Origin of the sequence: Microbacterium kyungheense (assembly GCF_006783905.1) — a bacterium.
GTDB classification, from domain to species: domain Bacteria; phylum Actinomycetota; class Actinomycetes; order Actinomycetales; family Microbacteriaceae; genus Microbacterium; species Microbacterium kyungheense.
Window position 1 is genome coordinate 259,606 of the sequence record NZ_VFPE01000004.1, and the last position, 20,407, is coordinate 280,012.

At 69.8% G+C, this 20,407-nt stretch carries 14 protein-coding genes; 3 read left to right on the forward strand and 11 right to left on the reverse strand.

The genetic code is table 11. The features are described 5' to 3' along the window. Positions 1-8: 8 nt before the first annotated feature. The 9 genes from FB391_RS14895 to FB391_RS14935 form a co-directional block, all read right to left on the reverse strand. Positions 9-872, reverse strand: coding sequence for a ComEA family DNA-binding protein (locus FB391_RS14895; RefSeq protein ID WP_141895630.1), 864 nt, complete (start codon positions 870-872; stop codon positions 9-11). Continuing rightward, entirely contained in the window at positions 869-1,390 is a 522-nt protein-coding gene (locus FB391_RS14900; protein ID WP_141895632.1) for a hypothetical protein, read from the reverse strand. The genes FB391_RS14895 and FB391_RS14900 overlap by 4 nt, the downstream gene beginning before the upstream one ends. After that, positions 1,387-2,157, reverse strand: coding sequence for a 4Fe-4S single cluster domain-containing protein (locus tag FB391_RS14905; protein WP_141895635.1), 771 nt, complete (start codon positions 2,155-2,157; stop codon positions 1,387-1,389). Before FB391_RS14905 ends, FB391_RS14900 begins: the two co-directional genes overlap by 4 nt. Continuing rightward, positions 2,154-2,369 (reverse strand): DUF2997 domain-containing protein, encoded by a 216-nt coding sequence (locus FB391_RS14910; protein WP_141895637.1) that lies wholly within the window; start codon positions 2,367-2,369, stop codon positions 2,154-2,156. Before FB391_RS14910 ends, FB391_RS14905 begins: the two co-directional genes overlap by 4 nt. A gap of 10 nt (positions 2,370-2,379) precedes the next feature. Next, entirely contained in the window at positions 2,380-4,002 is a 1,623-nt protein-coding gene (locus FB391_RS14915) for an AAA family ATPase (protein ID WP_141895639.1), read from the reverse strand. Between the two features lie 42 nt (positions 4,003-4,044). Beyond that, a complete protein-coding gene (locus FB391_RS14920; RefSeq protein ID WP_141895641.1) occupies positions 4,045-4,839 on the reverse strand; it encodes a hypothetical protein in 795 nt (264 codons plus the stop codon). Beyond that, positions 4,836-5,636, reverse strand: a complete 801-nt coding sequence (locus tag FB391_RS14925; protein WP_141895643.1) for a hypothetical protein — start codon at positions 5,634-5,636, stop codon at positions 4,836-4,838. The genes FB391_RS14920 and FB391_RS14925 overlap by 4 nt, the downstream gene beginning before the upstream one ends. Positions 5,637-5,699: 63 nt before the next feature. Then, on the reverse strand, positions 5,700-6,908 hold the full coding sequence (locus tag FB391_RS14930; protein ID WP_141895645.1) for a lactonase family protein: 1,209 nt from the start codon (positions 6,906-6,908) through the stop codon (positions 5,700-5,702). A 131-nt stretch (positions 6,909-7,039) separates the two neighbouring features. Continuing rightward, a complete protein-coding gene (locus FB391_RS14935; protein WP_141895647.1) occupies positions 7,040-8,326 on the reverse strand; it encodes an adenylosuccinate synthase in 1,287 nt (428 codons plus the stop codon). A 77-nt stretch (positions 8,327-8,403) separates the two neighbouring features. Between FB391_RS14935 and FB391_RS14940 the strand changes: the two genes are divergently transcribed. Next, positions 8,404-9,138, forward strand: a complete 735-nt coding sequence (locus FB391_RS14940; RefSeq protein ID WP_246093537.1) for a Pr6Pr family membrane protein — start codon at positions 8,404-8,406, stop codon at positions 9,136-9,138. Positions 9,139-9,285: 147 nt separating this feature from the next. Then, on the forward strand, positions 9,286-10,020 hold the full coding sequence (locus FB391_RS14945; protein WP_141895650.1) for a Pr6Pr family membrane protein: 735 nt from the start codon (positions 9,286-9,288) through the stop codon (positions 10,018-10,020). A gap of 81 nt (positions 10,021-10,101) precedes the next feature. On the opposite strand, the gene FB391_RS20160 is transcribed toward FB391_RS14945, so the two are convergent. Together FB391_RS20160 and FB391_RS19980 are read right to left on the reverse strand one after the other, a co-directional pair. Further along, positions 10,102-16,143 (reverse strand): DUF5979 domain-containing protein, encoded by a 6,042-nt coding sequence (locus FB391_RS20160; RefSeq protein ID WP_342778206.1) that lies wholly within the window; start codon positions 16,141-16,143, stop codon positions 10,102-10,104. 388 nt (positions 16,144-16,531) lie between these two features. Next, complete coding sequence (locus FB391_RS19980) at positions 16,532-19,060, reverse strand: COG1361 family protein (RefSeq protein ID WP_141895652.1); 2,529 nt, start codon at positions 19,058-19,060, stop codon at positions 16,532-16,534. A gap of 155 nt (positions 19,061-19,215) precedes the next feature. Here FB391_RS19980 and argG point away from each other — a divergent pair. Continuing rightward, positions 19,216-20,407, forward strand: a 1,192-nt coding sequence (gene argG, locus FB391_RS14960) for an argininosuccinate synthase (RefSeq protein ID WP_141895654.1), incomplete at its 3' end; no start/stop codon positions are given.

Consider the following 20,407-nt stretch of genomic DNA (forward strand, 5'->3'; position numbering starts at 1 on the left):
CCTCCGGATCAGAAGTCGACGCGACGGCCGAAGCGGCGTTCGCCTCGTGGGCGCGGGGAGCACACCGCGACCTTGCGCAGCCGCACGATCTCGTGCGGCTGCAGGCCGAGCGTCTCGCCGAAGTCCTCGAGCGAGCTGAACCCGCCCTGCTCGTCGCGCTCGGCGACCGCCTTGCGGGCGCGGGCGCGGCTCACCCCGGGAAGCCCCTCGAGCTCCTTCGCCGTGGCGGTGTTGACATCGACGGGCTCGGCAGGCGCGTCCGGTGCGGCAGGAGCCGCCGACGTCACCGCGGATGCCCGGGGCTCGAGCAGGTCGTCCGCGGACGCGCCGACCTCCGACGCGAGCTCGGCGGCAGCGTCAGACGCGGGCTTCGGCGCCGTCTCGGCCGCAGAGGCCTTGCTGAGGGTCGCCGCCTTCGCCTGCTGCTGGGCCGCCCGCTTGCGCCTGGCCGCGGCGCGGCGACTGGCCCGGTTGCCGCCGGAGGCCGCCGCACCACCCGCAGCGGTGCCCGTCGCCGCGGCGCGCGCCGACGTCACGCCCATGCCCGACTTGTCGAGGCGCCGCTGCCACATCGTGCGCAGCCACCCGGGATTCACCGCGAGCGCGCACACCATCCCGGCGAGGTACGCGACCGCGCGGACGATCGGCTGCGCCTGACCCCACAGCTCCAGGTTCACGAGGATGGCCACGGCCGCCCACACCACGCCGATGATGATGAGCCGCCTGCTGCGCGAGACGACGCCGATGATGCCGAAGCCGAGCCACGCGAACAGGGGGCCGGGAACCAGGGTGAGCAGCATCCACGAGCTCATCCCGAGCAGCCATCCGATGCTCGGGACGTCGTTGGCCGGTGTGGCGCGCGCCGTGCTCATGCGTAATCCTTCACGTCGAGCACCATCGTGACGGTGTCGTCGTCGTCGCGCGACTCCGAGACCAGTTCGAAGCCGGCGGATGCCGCACGGTCGCGGATCCGTGCCGCCACGGCCTGCTGCACCCGCAGCGCGTAGGCCGCGTCGAGGCGCGCGACGAGCTCCGCGGCCTCGGCCTCGGCGAGCTCGCGTCCGTCGGCACGCTGGAAGTGCGCCGCCCACACGCCGTCCTCGGACCGCGTCATCGCGAGTTCGACGCCCTCGATCGACGCGCTGAGCTCATCGCCGGCGTACGTCACACCGGTCGCGCCGATGTCGCGGAGGGCGTCGCCGAGCAAGTCGGGGTCCTTCATGCGCGTGCGCACCTCGATGGGGCGCGGGCCGCTCTCGGTCAGGGCACCGGCGGTCTCGTCGGCCTCCTGCTCACGCCCGAGCTGGCTGAGCGCGCCGATGCCGCCGGCGGCGGAGATCGCGGTGGCGGCGGCGAGCGCCGCGGGGATCAGGATCAGGGTCACGCTCATCGCACGGCCTCCACTCGTGTTCGTCTTGCTGCCGCGGCCATCTGCGCGGGGCTGTCGGCGCGCACGCCGAGGTCGTCGAAGAGCGCCGCGAGGGCGGCATCCGTCGCCCAGCCGTTGACGCCGATCGTCCCGTCTCTGGCGATGCGCACCTCGACGCGATCGCGGCCGCCGTCGGCGTCGATCGCGCGGACCTCGGCGGCGTACCGCTCGGTCAGCGCCCGGATGCCCTGGTTGCGCGACCCGACCCACGGCCGCTCGGTGTCGGGCAGCTCGCGCAGGTACGGCCCGTCGCACAGCAGGTCGGTCGCGTCGAGCAGCTCCGCGATGTCGTCACGGCCGCCCGCGGCCCACTCCTGCAGCAGCCCGAGCGGGTGGCCGCTGAACGTCATGACGCCGAGGCCCGCGTCCTGGAACGCGCGGGCGAGGGATGCCGCACCCCGCGCCTGCTCGAACGGCTCGCCGCCGAGGAGCGTCAGGCCTTCGGCACCGGCGGCGACGGCCTCGGCGACCCACGCGCGCGCGAGTTCGTCGGGGGATGAGAGGACGCCGCCGCGGGGCGCCCACAGCTGCGGGTTGAAGCACTCGGGGCAGTGGACCGCGCATCCCTGCAGCCACACCGCAGCGCGCACGCCCGGGCCCTCGGCCGCGGTCGCGGGCAGGAACCGCGACCAGCGCACGGCGTCGGCCGGTCCCGCGGCGGGCGGGACCGTGCCGAGGAGGGACCCGTGCCCTCCTCGGCCGGGCGACTGGGCGGTGACGGCGGTCATCTCGTCGCGTCCCGCTGCTCGTCGTCGATGGACGAGACCGCCGCGGTCGAGGCCGTCGTGTAGTCCTCGGTGAAGCTCGACGACACCGTCTCGGCGTCGAGCAGCGCCTCGAGCGCCTCGATGTGGTCGAGGCATTCCGGCCCCTTCATGCCGATCGTCTCGGCATCCACTGTTCCGTCGGCGCGGAGTCTCACCACGAGCTGCTTGGCCATGTTCCCGTCCTCAGTAGTCCACGGTGCGGCCGCCGCGACGCGACGACAGCGCGCCCTCGGTGCCGGCGCCGGTCAGTTCGGCGGCATCCAGGTCTTCGGTCCCGGTCGCACGGACCGCCCGCTCGGTCGCCCAGGCGCGGATGCGCTGCACCTGCTCGGCCTGCGTCACCGCGAGCGGGATCATCGTGTCGACGACCTCGCGCACGGTGTCGAGCCCGATCTTCGAGCGCCCGCCGAAGCCCTCGTACAGCGCCGAGACGACCGACTGCTCGATCTCGGCGCCGGAGTGGTTCTCGCTGGCCAGGGCGAGCTCGGCCAGCGCGGCGTCGTCCGACGCGATCGCCTCGAGGCCGTTGGCCTCGGACGCGCGCGAGCGCAGCTGCAGACGCCAGATCGCCTCGCGCTCGTGGGCGGTCGGCAGGTCGACGAAGAAGATCTCATCGAAGCGGCCCTTGCGCAGGAACTCGGGCGGCAGCGAGTCGATGTTGTTCGCCGTGGCGACGACGAACACGGGATGCCGCTTCTCCTGCATCCACGTCAGGAACGTGCCGAACACTCGGGCGGTGGTGCCGGAGTCCCCCTGGCCCGTCGTGTTCGAAAAGCCCTTCTCGATCTCGTCGACCCACAGCACGCACGGAGCCACGGCCTCGGCCGTCGCGATCGCCGTGCGCAGGTTCTGCTCACTGGACCCGACGAGGCCCGAGAAGATGCGGCCGATGTCGAGGCGCAGCAGCGGCAGCCCCCACGACGCCGCCGTGGCCTTGGCCGTGAGCGACTTTCCACAGCCCGGGATGCCGGTGATGAGCACGCCCTTCGGCGCCGGCAGCCCGTAGTCGCGGGCGCTGCCCAGCCACGAGCCGTCGCGGCGCGACAGCCAGCGCTTGAGGTTGTTGAGGCCGCCGACGTCGTCGAGGTCGATGTCGGCCTGCACGAACTCCAGCACGCCCGACTTGCGCACCACCTGGCGCTTCTCGTCGAGCACGATCGGCACGTCCTGCGCCGACAGGCTGCCGTCGTTGACCATGGCGCGCGCGAAGGCGTTCTCGGCCTCGGCCATCGACAGGCCGAGTGCGGCATGCACGAGCTGCTCACGCGCCGCGTCGTCGGCATCCACCCGGATCCGGCCGTCACCCGACGCGTTGTTCTCGATCATCGTCTCGAGCAGGTCGCGGATCTCGGCCGCCGTCGGCAGCGGGAAGTCCAGCAGGTGCGTGACCTCTTCGAGCTCGGGCGGGATGATGCGCACCGGCGCGGTGATGACGAGCGTGCGCGACACGTCGCCGTGGCGGAACTCCAGCGCCGTCTCGCGCACCGTGCGCACCAGCACCGGGTCGCCCGGGCGGTGCTCGCCGCCGAGGTAGGCGTGCAGGTCGCAGAACACGAAGACGCTCGGCGTGTCGACGCCGGCGATGTGCTGCAGCGCGCGAGCGGGGTTGACGGTGTTGCCCACCGACTTGCCGTCGGGGCCGACGAGACCGAGCGCGGCGCTCCACGTCCACAGGGCGCGCGGGTGGCGCTGGGTCTCGGCGGCGTCCGAGATCGCGGCGATGGCGCGCACCTCTTCGCCGGTCTCGATGTACAGCAGCGGCAGGCGCGCCTTGAACGCCTCGGTGAGAGTGTCGGCGAAGGTCACGTCAGCTCCTCGGTGGGTGGGTGATCGAAAGGATGCCGGAGGTCACGGTGCCGGCGTCGGCGCAGGATCGGGGGCGGTCCCGGCCGGGGTGTCGAGCGTGATGGTCCAGCTTCCGTCGCCGGTGTCGGACTCGACCTGGAACACGACCCGGTCGGTCGGCTCCCATGAGGCGCGCGCGTCGACCTCGTCCACCTCGTTGACGAGGCTGTTCCAGTCGCCCACGGTGACGGCGCCGACCAGGAAGATGCCGGTGCCGGTGTGCTGGAACCGACCGCTGAGCGCATCTCCCTCGTACAGCAGCAGTGCGTTGCCCTTGCCGGAGGCCGAGTCGGTCATCGGCGTCGCCTCGGGGTAGGTGACCGTGGCCGTCCAGTCGCCGAGCGACTCCCCGAACCACAGCAGGCCGTCCTCGCTGCCGGGGAGGATGACGACGTCGCTGTCGGGGTACAGGGCGCCGAGGTAACCGGGCCACTCCCAGTTGCTCGCCTCGGTGTCGAGCTCGGTGCCCTTCTGCTGGTAGACGCGCACCCATTCGTCCTGATCGTTCCCCGTCGCCGGGGTGAGCGTCAGCAGCGGTGACCCTCCGGGCAGGCGCAGGTATCCGCCCGCCCGGGTGCCGTGCACGACTCCGTCGACGATCTCGAGCTCGGGTGCGCCGGCGGTGTCCCAGGGGTAGTCGTAGTCCTCCCCGTCGGCGTCCTCACCGACGAGCAGTTCGCCGGTGCGGGGGTTGATCGCCATCGAGGGGAAGGTGAGGAACGCCAGAGCCACGACCACCACGGTGCCCACCGCCCACGCCGCCGCCGAGAACAGGCGGATCCTCCGGAAGCCGTTCACTCCCCGCTCCCTTCGCTCGCCGTGGGGGTCGGCGTCGGTGCGGCCGCCGGCGTGGGGAAGTCGATGGTCCAGGCGGTGCCGTCGGATGCGTCGACCACGAATAGCGCGATGTCGCTGTCGGCCCACGCGATCGACTTGTCGGTGGCGTCGTTCGACGAGAACACCTCCTCCTGACCCGAGACGGTGACCGCCGTGACGTACATGTAGCCCTCGCCGCGCATGCTCACGCGCGCCGTCGTGACGCCCTCGTCCACGAAGAAGGTGCTGCCGCCGACCCCGCTGACCACGCCCGTGCGCTTCTCGAGCGCGGGCGTGGTGATCTTCAGCCGGAACCGCTCGTCGCTGAAGCCGTCCACCCACAGCGCGACGTCGGCCTGCGGCACCAGGACCCACTGCTCGCCCGACAGGCTGTACGCGTCGAACGAGGGAGCATCGCCGTACTCGCCGGGGGTGAGGATCTCGCCGTCCGGGCCGGTCACCCACACGCCGCTGACGTACGTGTCGTCGACCTCGGTGATCAGCAGCGGCTGTGAGGGGTCGAGGCCGTGGAGCTCGATCTTCGCGCCGTCCGCTCCGTTGAAGACGCCGTCGCCCTCATCCGTGGCGATCGGCGGATCGGGGTTCATCCACGGCTCGCCGTAATAGTCGTCGCCCGATGAGGCGGTCTCGCCGACGGCGTCCGAGATCAGGAAGACCGAGATGACGGCGATGAGGATGAGGCCGGCGATCCACGCCGTCCCGTTGAACGCGAACAGGCGGTTGCGCGCTGCACCGCTCAGCGTCGTGTTCGCGCTCATCGCCGCCTTTCGTCCGTCGACCAGGCTAACAAGGGCCGGCGCACCGGCCCGACCGGCTGTGGATCAGAGGACGGGCAGCAGGCAGGTCGGCGACGGCACCGGGGTGCGGTGACGCACGCGACCGGGCACGCCGGTCCGCAGGTCCAGCGTCAGCGAGGCGACCTCGTCCGAGAACTGACCGGCCACCAGCAGCGTGTCGCGCACGACGACATGATGGCGCGGCCAATCCACTCCGGCATCCACCAGCGCGACCGGCGCGACCGACTCGCCCGCGCCGCGCACCCGCAGGGTCGCGATCGTGTTGCTGCCGCGCACTCCGGCGTACAGGAACTCGCCGTCGCGCGAGGCGGCGAGCTCGGCGGTGCTGTCACCCGGCAGCGTGCCCGCGCCGAGCGGCGAACCGCCCACCACGTGCCACACCTCGGGCCCCGAGCCTCTCGAAGGGGCTGCAGGCGCGAGCACGAACAGCTCGCACGACAGCTCGGTCACGACGTACAGATGCCCGCTCGGATGCCACACCATGTGCCGCGGCCCGCTGCCCTTCGGCAGCGTCACCTGCTGCAGCGGGCGCAGCCCGCTCTGGCCGGCACGCCAGAAGCGCACCACGTCGTACCCGAGATCGGTCGTCGCGACCAGACCGCCGGGCAGGAACACCGCCTCGTGCGCGCGAGAGGGACGAGCGGATGCCGCGTCCTCGGCCGCGGCGGGCTCGGCGTCGGGGCGGTCGTGGTCGGGCACCAGGTGCGCGTACTCGTCGCCGGCGGCCTCGCGCAGGGCGCGTGCGGCGGCGGCCAGGTCGAGGTCACCCGCCTCGGCGGCCGGCGCTTCCGGACCGTAGGGGTCCACGGCCGCCGGCGCCAGGACCGGCGAGGAAGGCCGGCCCGCGGCATCCAGCGACATCCGGACCACCCGGCCATCGCCCCAGCAGCTCGCGATCAGAGAACCGCCGTCGGGCGCGACGGCCACGTGGCACACGGCCTCGCCGGCGGCGACGGGGTCGCCGAGCGGCGCGAAGGTGGTCTCGCCCGTGCGGCGGAAGGCCTGCACCTGCTGCCGGTCCTCCAGCGCCGCGTACACCACGTCGCCTCTCGACAGGCTCGGCGACCCGGGGTGCGGTGCGAGCCACGAGGGGGAGTCGGCCGCGGCCACGTCGCCCGTGTACGCCAGCGGGCCACCGGCCGAGGCGTCATCGGCGGCGCCGGCGAGCAGCATCCCGATCCCGGTCGCATTGCCGCCCATGTCGGCGGTGTACCCGCCCAGCCAGAACTTCATGGTGTCCCCTTCTCCAAAACAGGTGTTTCGGCACATGCAGGGCGTTCTGGACCGAAACCGTCCTGTCCTCGCCAGAACACCTGTTCTGGCGAACGGACGCGACCGGCCCGCGCGGTCGCGCCTCTGCGGCGTCAGTCGACGAGGTCGTGGCGGACGATCACGGCGTCGCGGGCGGGGCCCACGCCGATCACCGAGATGCGGGTGCCGCTCATCGCCTCGAGCGCGAGGACGTACTCCTGCGCCTGGACCGGGAGGTCGTCGAAGGTGCGGGCCCCCGAGATGTCATCCTTCCAGCCCGGGAAGTACTCGAAGATCGGCTTCGCGTGGTGGAAGTCGGACTGGTTCACCGGCACCTCTTCGAAACGGGTGCCGTCGACGTCGTAGGCGACGCACACCGGGATCTCGTCGAGCCCCGTGAGGATGTCGAGCTTGGTGAGCACGAGGTCTGTGATGCCGTTGATGCGCGTGGCGTACCGGGTGATGGGCGCGTCGTACCAGCCCACGCGGCGCGGACGCCCGGTCGTGGTGCCGAACTCGAAGCCGCGCGAGCGGAGGAAGTCGCCACTCTCGTCGAACAGCTCGGTCGGGAACGGGCCCGAGCCGACGCGCGTCGTGTACGCCTTCACGATGCCCACGATGCGGTCCAGCCGGTTGGGTCCGACGCCTGAGCCGGTCGCCGCGCCGCCCGCCGTCGCCGACGAGGACGTCACGAACGGGTAGGTGCCGTGGTCGACGTCGAGCATCGTCGCCTGGCCGCCTTCGAACACCACGACGTCGCCGGCGTCGAGCGCCTGGTTCAGCAGCAGCGCGGTGTCGTCGACCATGGGCCGCAGCCGGTCGGCGTACGACAGCAGGTCGTCGACGATCTCGTCGCACGTGATGGCGCGGCGGTTGAAGACCTTGACCAGCAGGTGGTTCTTCTGGTCGAGGGCGCCCTCGACCTTCTGACGCAGGATGTTCTCGTCGAACAGGTCCTGCACGCGGATGCCGACGCGGTTGATCTTGTCGGCGTACGCGGGACCGATGCCCCGGCCGGTCGTGCCGATCATGCGCTTGCCGAGGAACCGCTCGGTGACCTTGTCGAGCGTCCGGTGGTACTGCGTGATGATGTGCGCGTTGGCGCTCACCTTCAGACGCGACGTGTCGACACCGCGGGACTTCAGCGCCTCGAGCTCTGCGAAGAGCACCTCCAGGTCGACGACGACGCCGTTGCCGATCACGGGGTTGACGCCCGGAGACAGGATGCCCGAGGGCAGCAGGTGCAGGGCGTACTTCTCGTCGCCGATCACGACCGTGTGACCGGCGTTGTTGCCGCCGTTGAACTTGACCACCCAGTCGGTGCGCTCACCGAGGAGGTCGGTGGCCTTGCCCTTGCCCTCGTCCCCCCACTGGACTCCGACGATCACGATGCCTGGCATGGGCTACTCCCCCGTTTATTGGACGGTTACACCCCATCCTATCCAAGGGACCCGTGACCGGCCGATATCGTGTGGCCATGACGCGTACGCCGGGGTGGGCACAGGGCTGGACGATCGCGCGGGCGGCCATGGCCGCACTGACGGTGGCGGCGATCGTCGCGCAACTCGTGAAGTCGGTCGGGACGTCGATCGAGCTCGGACGCGACGTCGCCACGACGGTCGCGAACTTCTTCAGCTTCTTCACGATCCTCTCCAACGCGGCGGCGGCCGTGGTGCTGCTGTGGGCTGCGGTGTGGTTCTGGACACGCGGCCGCCGCGCCGACGTCGAACCGGCCGGTCTCGCCGTCGCGCTGGCGTCCGTCAGCACGTACATGATCATCACCGGCATCGTCTACAACACCCTGCTGCGGGGCATCGAGCTTCCCCAGGGCAGCGAGCCGGTGTGGTGGTCGAACGAGGTGCTGCACCTCGTGGGCCCGCTCTTCCTCCTCGCGGACGTGCTCTTCGCGCCGCTGCGCCGCGCGCTGTCGTGGCGATCGCTCTGGACGATCGTGGCGTTCCCGATCGTGTGGGTCGTGTACACGATGGTGCGCGGTCCGCTCGTGATCAACCCGGTCAGCGGCGACCCGTTCTGGTACCCGTATCCGTTCATGAACCCGAACAACCCGGGCGGGTGGCCGTCGGTCATCCTCTACGTCGTCGGCATCGCCATCGCCATCATCGCCGTCGGTTCCTTCGTCGTCTGGTGGGGTCGTCGCACCGCCGATCGAGCGGTTGTGGCATCTGTCCCCCAAACGGCCGACACGTTGTAGATCACACACAAGGTGCGGCATCCGACGCGCGCTTTCCGATCCGTCGCGTGCCAACTTTTCGCATCACCGCGTATTGCCGAGAGCACCCTCGACCTCGTGAACACCGACTCGCACTCCGCGGGTCGCCGCATATCTGGGGGTGGTGTCATGTACTGGGCATGGTTTCGGATCGCGGCCGCGATCGCCGGGTTCTCGGGAGTCGTCGCCGGCTTCATCGTGAACGTCGATCGCGCCGCACGGCAGGGCCAGGGGCTGGGCGACGTGCTCGCCAACTACTTCAGCCTCTTCACGATCGTGTCGACGCTCCTGAGCATCGGCACCCTGGTCGCGGCCGCGTCATGGACGATGCGGCACCCGGGTTCCACGCGCGAGCCGCTCGGCATCGCGCTCGCCATGGGAGCGGTCACCGGACCGGTGCTGCTGCTGGGGGTCGTCTACAACGCGCTGCTGCGCGACCTCCCCTCGCCCGTCGCGCTCGGCGACACGGCGGGCATCGCGATGCTCGACCAGTACGCGGTCGAGGTGCTGCATGTCGCGCTGCCGCTGTACTTCATCCTCGACCTGCTGCTGGCCCCGCGACGTCGCGGACTGCCGTGGTGGTCGCTCGCCGTGTTCGTCGGCTACCCGCTGGCCTGGACGGGCTACACGATGGTCCGCGGCGAGCGCGTCGCGAACCCCGACGGGACGACGCCGTGGTGGTACCCGTACCCCTTCCTCGACCCGCACGGTGCGGGCGGGTACAGCGCGGCATTCGTCTACATCGGCGCGATCATGGCGGCGTTCCTGGCGATCGGCACGATGATCATCATCATCGGGCGCTACCGCGACCGCCGCGCGACCCGCCACGGCTCGCCGGCTGCCCGCGGCGCCCTGCCGGTCTGAGCAGTGCCGCCTTGAGCGACCGCGAGGGGACGGGATGCCGGTGGCTCGGCATCCCGTCCCCTCTCTGTCGTGCGGCTCAGCTCAGCTCAGCTGACGGCGGCGGCGGCGGGCGACCAGTATGAGCGCCACGCCCCCGGCCAGGACGGCGAACCCGGCCAACAGCGCGAGCACCGTCGCACGGCCGTCCAGGCCGGTTGCCGGCAACGGCGGGTTGAACGTGTTCGTGACGACGATGTCCATGGCGACCGTGCCGATGACCGCGACGGTGGTGGTGCCGGTCAGCGGGACGCCGTCGATCGTGATCGTCGTCTGATCGGCGCCGCCCGTGTCGACCTCGGTGATCGAGCACTGCGCACCCGTGGGCAGGGTCGTCACGAGCGGACCGATCGGACCGCCGACCTGGTACGTCGCGTCACGCAGCAGCAGACCCGGTGCGGGATGCGACGCGTCGATGAGCACGCACCGCACCGCGAAGCTGAACGAGCGGCCCGCGAAGTCGGCGGCCGCCCCGCCGTCGACGACCTTCCTCACGGTGATCGGCGGATCGCCGTACTGGTTGAACAGCGCCACCGACGTCTGATCCTCGGCGTCCACGTTCGGCAGCGGTTGAAGCTCGGCGACAGGTCCGGCGACCGGATCGCCGGTCGTGCCGCCCTCGGTGATCGTCACCGTCGTGGCAAGCGCATCCATGGTGTCGGTCTCGGTGATGGTGCATTCGGCGCCCTCGGGCAGCTCCGTCCACGTGAAGGTCTCGCCGTCGGCGATCGTCTGCGTCATGGGCTCGGCCGCAGTGACCTGCTGCTCGTCCCAGATGCAGGCGAGCTGCACCTCGAACGGACCGTACTCGACGGGATCGCCGTTGATGTCGATGGCGCCGCCGTTGTCGACGGTCTTGGTCACAGACACCTGCGCGAGGTTGAACGTGTTCTGCACCGTCAACGACGGCTGCGGCTGATCGTCCACGCTCAGGATCGTCGGGTCGGTCTCGACCGTGAACGTGTAGCCCTCACCGTCGCCCGCGACCACGTTGCCGTCGGCGTCGAGGATCTCGGTCGAGTTCGCGCCGCCGGCATCCACCTCGATGAGACGGCACTCCGCGCCGGTCGGCAGGTTCTCCCACAGCGCGGTGGGCGAATCGGCGCTCACGACGCGGATGCGGCCCTCGGGGATGTCGACGATCTCTCCGTCGCGCACACAGGTGAGGCTCAACTCGTAGGCGGAGGTGCCGAACTTCTCGGCGCCGTCGCCCGCGAACGTCTTGGTCACCTCGAGTGAGCCGGTGAGGTACCAGTTCGTGGCGGTCACCGTGACGAGGCCGCCCTGTTCGGGGACCGTCCCGGTGCCGATGGAGGTGTCCTCGCCGTCGTTCGGGGTGATGACGACGGCGTCGGCGCCGTTGAGGTCGTCCTCCACCACCGTGCAGACCGAACCGGGAACGACCTGGTGGATCGACGTGGTGAAGCCGTTCTCGGCGTTCAGCTCCACCTGCGTGTCGAGCACGGTCTCGCCCGCGAACGTGCAGGTGACGGTGAAGGTGAACGTCTGGTCGAGGCCGAACTGGTCGGCGCCTGCACCCTCGAACTCCTTCACGAGCACCATGGCGGTCGCGTCATACAGGTTCGTGTAGGTCACGGTGTTCACCACCGCGGTGCTGTCGGGCTGCAGCTCGGGGATGACCACCGTGCGGGTGTCCTGATCGATGACCGGGGCGAGATCGCCCTCGGCGCCCGGCACATCCGCCTCGGTGATCGTGCTGTCGGCCTCACGGTCGTCCGTCTCGGTCACGGTGCACTCGGACCGTGCGGGAATCTCGGTGATCGTCTCGGTCTCTCCCGCATCCAGCGTGAAGGTCTCATCGACGACGGTCGCACCCTGGTACGTGCAGACGACGTGGAACTCGAACTGCGTCGGAACGTTCGGGCTCTCGGACTCGACGAGCTTGCCGACCTGGAGCGAGGCCCACTCATACGTGTTCTCCACCTCGAACCCGAACGTCTGGTCGGCATCCGTGACCGTGATCGACTCCGGCGATACCGTGGTGCCGGTCTGGCCCGCGTCGTCCTCCGCGACGGTGCAGATGGAGCCGACCGGCACGTCGGGGATCACGACCGGATCCTCACCCGGGACGATCGTCACGACGCCGCCGTCCGCGAGCGGCACGTCGGCGCCCTGCCAGGTGCACGAAACGGTGGCGGTGAACGACTCCGGCACCGGGAAGCCCTCGGGGGCGTCCACGGTCTTCTCGACCGAGATCAAGCCGTTCTCGAACACGTTGGTCACCGTCACGACGACCGGTGTATCGCCCTCGCCGACCGTCACGGGGGTGGGGGTGATCACCGGCGTGCCCGTCGCGAAGCCCTGATCGGTCTCGGTCACGGTGCACTCGGCGCCCGTGGGCAGGCCTTGATAGAGCGCCGTGCCCGCACCCGTGATCGTGCGGGTCGCGCCGCCGGGGATCGTCACGTCGACCGTCTCGCCGTTGACCTCGCGCGTGCACGCCAGGCTCACGGTGTAGGTATCGGTGGTCGCCGGGTCGAGCGCGTTCGCCGGGGTGCCGTCGAGCTCCTTCTGCACCTCGAGCGCGCCGACCGTGAAGGTGTTCGTGATGTCGGCCTCGACCGGCACCTCGGGGTCGTCGCCGACCGTCACGGTCACGCTGGGCGTCGAGTCGTTCGCGCCGCCCGTGTCGGGCTCGGTCACGGTGCACGACGCGCCGGTCGGCAGGTCATCGACCGTCCAGGTCAGGTCGTCGGGCGGCGTCAGCGTGTGCGTGTCCTGGAACACCGGGTCGGGGGTCGCGCCCTCGAGTGTGCAGGTCATCTCGACCGTGAACGGGGCGGTCGCCCACCCGCCGGGATCGACGATCGTCTTCACAACCGACACCGAGCCCACCGTGTAGACGTTCTCGAACGCGACGGTCGTCAGGGCGGTGGTTGTTCCGTCGGCGTACGGGAGGATCGTGAAGGATGCCTCGTCCACGGTCACCGGATCGGCATCGCCCTCGGTGAGGGTGATGTCGGTGCTCGCGGCACCACCGGAGTCCGTCTCGGTCACGGTGCACTCGGCGCCGGCGGGGATGCTGTCGAACGTCTTCGACTCGCCGTCCGCGAGCGTGAAGGTGCGGTCGGCCTCGGGGATCGTCTCCTGCTCGAGGTAGATGCAGCTCGCGGTGAACGAGTAGGTCCGGTCGTAGACGATGTCGCCGCCGTCCTGATCCACTGCCCCGCCGTTGTCGACGGACTTCTCAACCGTGAAGCCGCCGGCGAAGTACTCGTTCGAGATCTGGAAGAGCGTGCTCGCGGTGTCGCCCGAGTACGGATCCCACACCCGCGGGTCCTCGCTGTAGTCGCGATCCGCGATCACCGACTCGGGATCGACGCTCCACTCGACGCCCGGCGTCACCGGGTCTTCGATGACCGAGCAGTCCGAGAACAGCGGCAGGTTCACCGGGCCGGTGGCGCTGTCGTAGACGAACACCGTGCCGTCGGCGGGCACCGACGGCCGGCTCGCGTCGGAGCCGTCGGCATGCAGCAGCGTGCTCTGCTCGTCGCCCGAGAAGCAGGTCACCAGCAGCGGATAGCTGTCGGGCAGGTCGATCGGCACCGCGAAGTCGGGCGCGGTGACCTCCTTCTGCATCTCGAGCTGACCGGTCGCGCCGGCGACGCCGACCTTCTGCGGCTCGACGACGAGAGAGGCGCGCTCCGGCTGCGTCACGGTCGCAGCGGAGCGGGATGCCGTCGCGAACGAGTTCCACGCGACCGGCAGTCCGTCCGGCACGGCGGAGTTGGCCGGCAGGATGTACGGCGTCTGCGTGTCGTACGTCATCGTCAGCGTCTCGCCGGGCTCCAGGCCGGGCGCGGGGCCTTCACCGTCGCCCGCTCCGTACTGCAGGGCCAGCAGGATGCTGCGCGCCGCCTCCCGGTCGGCCTGCGTCGTCGATGCATCCACGAGCTGCCAGTCGAAGGGGCAGCTCGGATCGGGCGTCTCACCCTCGGTCCAGACCTTGATCGCGTTGGTGTTGCAGGACTGGCTCAGCTGGACCTTCGAAAGGTAGATGCCGTAGCTGGCGCCGGCTTCACCGGAGGTGAGCTCGCCGAAGTTCGCCGTCAGATTGCCGATGAGCGTGACCGGGAACTGAGAGTCGCGGTCACCCTCGACGATGACGCCCTGATCGCCGACCGTCGGAAGGGTGTCGAGGGACGCGACGACACGCGCGCTGGTGTTCCCGGTGTTGGTGAAGTCCACGCGCCACGTCTCGAGACCGCCCGGACGCGTGATCGGGGTGCAGGGGTAGGAGTAGAACCCGTTGTTCGTCACCCCCGGCACACTCGGGTCGCATCCGGCGGCATCGCCGTCGACGTTGAGCACGCCGAGGTCGTCGTCTCCCGCGACGTTGGGGTCACCGGCCTCGGTGCCCTTCACGTACTTCTTGGAGGCGATGGTGGCGATCGCGAGCGGAGCGATCGACGTGTCGGCCGAGCAGTCGGGCACGCCGGGTGGAGTGTTCTCGACCGGCTTGGGCACGAGGTCGGTCGTGGTGCCCTCGCACGTCTCGAACAGGCGGTCCGAGCTCACCGTCACCTCGTTGGTGACGATCGTGTCGGGGGTCACGTCGCTGCGGAACTTCAGCGGGGCGTGCACGGTGAGGATGGATCCCGCATTGAAGACGAAGCCGTCCGGCGGAGTGATCGTGAGCAGCCCTGTCGCCGGATCGAGGGATGCCGAGAAACCCGGGTCGCCCGTCTGGCCCCCGCTGCCGCTCAACTCGAAGGTGTAGGCGGGTGGAGTGGGCTCGACCAGCAGCGAGCCGTTCGCGTCGGTCGCCACCTGGTCGACGATCGTGAACCCGGTCATGTTCCACTGGCCGGTGTTGGTCGCGGTGATCACGTACGGGATGGTCGCGGTCTGCCCGATGAGAGCCGCAGTGCCGCGGGTCTTGGTGACCTTCACCGAGTTGGGCCGGTGCAGCACGATGGTGGTGTCGGCGGCGGAGCCCGACTGTTCGAACGTCTGGGCGCCGAACTGGGCGGTGCTGTAGGACTGCACGTCGTCGCTGATCACGCCGAGGTCGGTCTCGCCCGGGTTCGGCTGCAGATCCGGCCGGGTCGTGCCGACCAGCACCGTCGGGTCGCTGCGCAGGTAGTCGCGGCGTTCTGTGGTCATCGAGAACGTCAGCTGCGGGTTGTAGGGACGCTCCCACTGCAGCACGTTCCCGTCGCCGTCGACCTCCTGCGCGCGGAAACGCACGCCGACCACCGTCTCCGCGGGGACGCCCGCGGGCAGCGTGAAGCTGTGGATGCCGCCGGCGGGCGCATCCTCCCACTCGCCGTCGACCCAGCAGGGCGAGGTGTCGGTGATCGGTGCGCCGTTGCACGTGGCCTCGAGCACGCCTCCGTTGACGGTGTACTCGACGTCGCTGCCGGCGTCGTCATCGACCAGCACGTCCATCGCGACCTGGTTGACCGGCGCGGGGACGTTGATCTGCGCCCCGAGGTAGTCCATGGTGTTCCAGAACGTGGGCGTCGTGTCGGTCAGGCTGAAGAACGTCGTGCGGGCCGTGCCGTTGGGCCGGCCGCCGAGCTGGGTGACGTAGCTGTTGGACTGGTCCTCGTAGACCGATTCAGGCGTGATCGACTTGGTCGTCGTGATCGCGTAGTTCGCGGCCACGATCACGAAGCTGTCGTTCGCGTCGTCGGCGCCGGTGCCGCACTGGTTGTCGGCGCACTCGACGAGGACGGGGCTCTCGAGCTGGACGTGCGTGTCGTTGACCAGAGACTCCCCTGCGGGGGTGACCGTGACGGGGCTCTCGTCCGACCGGAGCGTCTCGCGCAGCTGCCACGTGAGGGTCACCCCGCCCTGCGCCTGCGAGGGGATCACGGCGCTGCCGTCCGCAGAGCGGAAGGCGACCTCGATGCCGGTCGCCGCGATCAGGTCGTCCGGTCCGAGGGCCAGCGCCTCGTCGTACGTGTACGCGACCGGGCCGCCGCCCACGGTCAGCGTGACCGCCACCTCGTCGGTGGTGATGCCCTGGGGCACCTGGATCGCGTCGATGTCGTACAGGTTGAGCGAGTCGAACACGGTGTCGGGCAGGGCTTCGCCATCGGTCGGATCATCGATCACCATGCCGGTCACGCGGGCCGCCGAGAGGTTCGTCGCCACGATGGTCGCGCTGATCAGCGGGTAGTCGGCCGGATCGACGCCGAGGGTCGGGTCGGGCAGGCCGAGCGCATCCTGATCGAACGTCTTGGTGATGTCGGCGTTGATCGGCTGGTCGACGATGAGGATCGTGTCGTCGGCGACGTCCGTGCTGTCGACGCCCGTGGTGGTGTTGACGCCGTGCGCACTGGCGGTGTTGTCGACCAGGCCCGGTTCGTCCGTGTTGTAGGTGTAGGTGTGGAAGTTGCCGAGCACGTACTGCCCGGGGTTGCTGCGCAGGGTGTCGCGCACCTGGAAGTCGAGGTCGAACGGCCGGCGCTCGTACGAGTTGCCGATGCCGGCGCCCGCCACGCGTTCAGTGAGCACGACGCGCACCGACAGGGTGTCGGATGCCTGCTCGTCCGTCAGGGTGTATCCGCCGAACTGGCCGTCGCAGCCGCTCGCGCACGCCTGGGCGGTGATGTCGACCCAGTCGTCGGCGTCGTCGGAGTAGAGCGACACCTCGGTGATCACGGCGTCGGAGATGAGCGGATCGGTCGCGGTCGTGATCGGGTCGATGCGCACGAGGTCCCACGCGTCGTACACCGAGGCCGCGGTGTCGGCCGGGTCTGCCGTCTCGGAGATGTCGGTGAGCGTCATCTGGCTGATGTTGAGCCCGTCCGTCGACCACAGCAGGGCGCGCGGTGCGGGTCTCACCCGACATGGCGGGCACGGTGTCCTGCAGCCATGTCTTGTCCAGGAAGTCCGCGCCTTCGCCGCCGTCGATCGGGTTGACGTCGATCGTGTCGGACGTGTCGTCGGTGTGCTCGCCGCCCGCGTCGGGGTTGTCGACGAGCGATTCGGCGAAGTTGGTGAACGTGACGGGTTCGTCCTGCTCGTCCGTCAGCTCGACGGCGATGTTGGTCGCCACCGTGAATCCGGGCTGCAGCTGGCCGGGGCACCCTGCCGCGTCGGTGGGGTCGTACTCCAGCTGGATGCCGCCGATGTCGTCCTGCAGATCCGCCGGGATCTGGTAGGACCACAGCTCCTGCGGGCCCGCGATGCCGGTCGCGCCGGGCAGGTCGGTCCAGTCGCCGTTGGTGGACTTCGGCCAGTACCGGACGGTGAGTGTCGTGCACTCGGGAATGTCGGTGTTGTTGATCTCGGTGGCGGTGAAGCTGTCCCAGAACTCGGTCTGGACACCGGGGAACTGCGGGTCCGAGATGACAAGCCTGTCGGAGCCGGTGTTGGACTCGGGCGTGACGTTGCCGGTGAGCGTCACGTTGGCCGAGGTGCCGGGCACGCCCCAGATCGTGTCGGGGCTGATGGCCTTGGTCACCGTCGTGTCCAGCAGCAGCGGGTCGATCGTGAACGGCGCCTCGGCGTCGTCCTGACCGGTCTGGCCGTTGCTGTTCTCGACCTGGGTGTCGACGGCGTTCGTGCTCGACACGGCGGTGTCGGTCGAGATCGCCGTGACATCGAGGGGCAGCGTCGCGTAGGCGCCCGACACGATGTCGTCGCCGTCCGCGGAGAACACCACGGTGAAGCCTTCGACGGTGCAGCCCGCGGTGGGATCGGGAAGCGTGTCGATCGTTGTCGTCGACGCCGTGCTGTCGGCGCAGTCGCTGTAGGTGTAGGTGATCTCGGCGGCGGTCGCCGCGATCGGCCATGCGACGCCGTCTGCGAAGCCGTCGAAGGTCAGGCCCTGCTCGGTGAACGTGGAGGTCCCTGCCGAGGGCTCGGTGATGGTGAGCGTCTGGACGTTCTGCTGGCCGACGGTGGCCGTGATGTTCGCCGTCGTGCTCTGGCCGCTCACGAGGGTGTCGTCGCCGAACGTCTTCTCGACCGAGACGTCGGGATCGCGCTGGGCGATCGTGATGCTCGCGTCGTCGGTGACGGGGTCGCTGGTGTCCGTGCCCTTGGTGACGGTGGACGACGCGTCGTTCGTGACGGTAACGTCCGTCTGGTCGGGAATGGTCGTCACGGTGTCGTTCGTGACGGTGTGCACGACGACGTTGCCTGTCGCACCGGGCGCGAACGTCCCGGCGAAGGTGACGCGGATGCCACCGGACTCGCTGATCGGATCGGGCGCGACCGTGGTCCAGTCGCCGTCGACGTAGTACTCGGTCGTGGTGCCGGTCGTCCCGGGTGGAGCGGTGACGTCGTATCCCGTCACGTCGAGGTAGCCGTAGTCGGCGGGCGGCTCGATCGGGTCCTGGACGACGATCGTGTCGACGTTCTGGTTCGATCCGTTCCCGGGTGTCACGGTCCAGTCCACGGGCTGGCCGGGCACGGCGGGAATCGTGGTCGTCGGCGTGACGGACTTGTCGATACCGGGCAGCAGCGTCGTGTCCACCGAGAGCGTGACGTCGGCCGTGCCGTTCGCCGTGGTCGCGTTGTCGGCGGCCACGGTGGCGGTGTTGGTCACCGTCTGGCCGTCCCACGTGCCCGGCGCATCCGGGCTGACGATCGCATTGACGGTGATCGTCATGCTGTTGCCGGCCGGCCAGAGCACCGGATCCGCCGTGAGGTCGTTGCCCGGCTCGACCGTGAAGCTGTTCGTCGCCGGGTCGACCTGAAGGTCGAACACACCGGGGTCGGCACCGCCGGGAGCGGTGAGCACGACGGTCACGGGGTCAGGGTTGGACGGGTTCAGCTCGAGCGGTTCAGGCAGGGTGTCGGTGAGCACCGTGTTGAAGCATCCGGCGTCGTTCGTCGACGAGCAGTTGACCACGATCTGGTAGGTGACCGTGTCGCCGGGGCTGAACGGTCCCGGCTCCACGACGGATTTCTGGATCGAGAACGCCGCCACGGCGAAGGCCGCGGGTGCTGCTCCGACGAAGACGGTGGCCGCCGCCAGCACCACCGCTGTCAGCCCTGCGATGAAGCCTCTCCGGCGTCCCATACTCGTCGACCCCCCGATTCCGCACGTAACGGGCCTCAGCCTAGGACCTGTTCACAGGCCATTTCTAGGCTTCGCGAGTGAAAGGAGTGATTGCTGTGACCGACCGGATGCCTCGGCCCACGGCATCCACTCGCCCCTCGGTAAGCTGGGGGACTATGTCGAAGGTCCTCCAGTCCCTGCCCGTCGGCGAGCGCGTCGGCATCGCCTTCTCGGGGGGCCTTGACACCTCCGTGGCCGTCGCGTGGATGCGCGACAAGGGCGCGATCCCCTGCACGTACACCGGCGACCTGGGCCAGCCGGACGAGGACGACATCGACGCGATCCCGAACCGGGCGCTCGAGTACGGTGCCGAGCTGTCGCGGCTCGTGGACTGCAAGCCCGCGCTCGTCGAGGAGGGCTTCGGCGCCCTCGCCTGCGGCGCGTTCCACATCCGCTCGGGCGGCCGCACCTACTTCAACACGACGCCCATCGGCCGCGCCGTCACCGGCACGCTGCTCGTGCGCGCCATGAAAGAGGACGGCGTCGACATCTGGGGCGACGGCTCCACCTACAAGGGCAACGACATCGAGCGGTTCTACCGCTACGGCCTGCTCGCCAACCCGGCGCTGCGCATCTACAAGCCGTGGCTCGACGCCGACTTCGTCACGCAGCTGGGTGGCCGCAAAGAGATGAGCGAGTGGCTCGTCGAGCACGGCTTCCCGTACCGTGACTCGGCTGAGAAGGCCTACTCCACCGACGCGAACATCTGGGGTGCCACGCACGAGGCGAAGACCCTGGAGCACCTGGACGTCTCGCTCGAGACCGTCGAGCCCATCATGGGCGTGCGCTTCTGGGACCCGTCGGTCGAGATCGAGACCGAGGACGTCACCGTCACGTTCGAGGCCGGCCGCCCCGTCGCCCTCAACGGCGTCGAGTTCACCGACCCGGTCGAGCTCGTCTTCGAGGCGAACCGCATCGGCGGCCGCCACGGCCTCGGCATGAGCGACCAGATCGAGAATCGCATCATCGAGGCGAAGTCGCGCGGCATCTACGAGGCGCCCGGCATGGCCCTGCTGTTCACGGCGTACGAGCGCCTCGTCAACGGCATCCTCAACGAGGACACCCTCGCGACCTACCACGAGCAGGGCCGGCGCCTGGGCCGCCTCATGTACGAGGGCCGCTGGCTCGAGCCGCAGTCGCTCATGCTGCGCGAGTCGATCCAGAAGTGGGTGGGTTCGACCATCACCGGCTCCGTCACGCTGCGCCTGCGCCGCGGCGAGGACTACACGATCCTCGACACCGACGGCCCCCGCCTGTCGTACCACCCCGAGAAGCTGTCGATGGAGCGCGTCGGCGACGCCGCGTTCG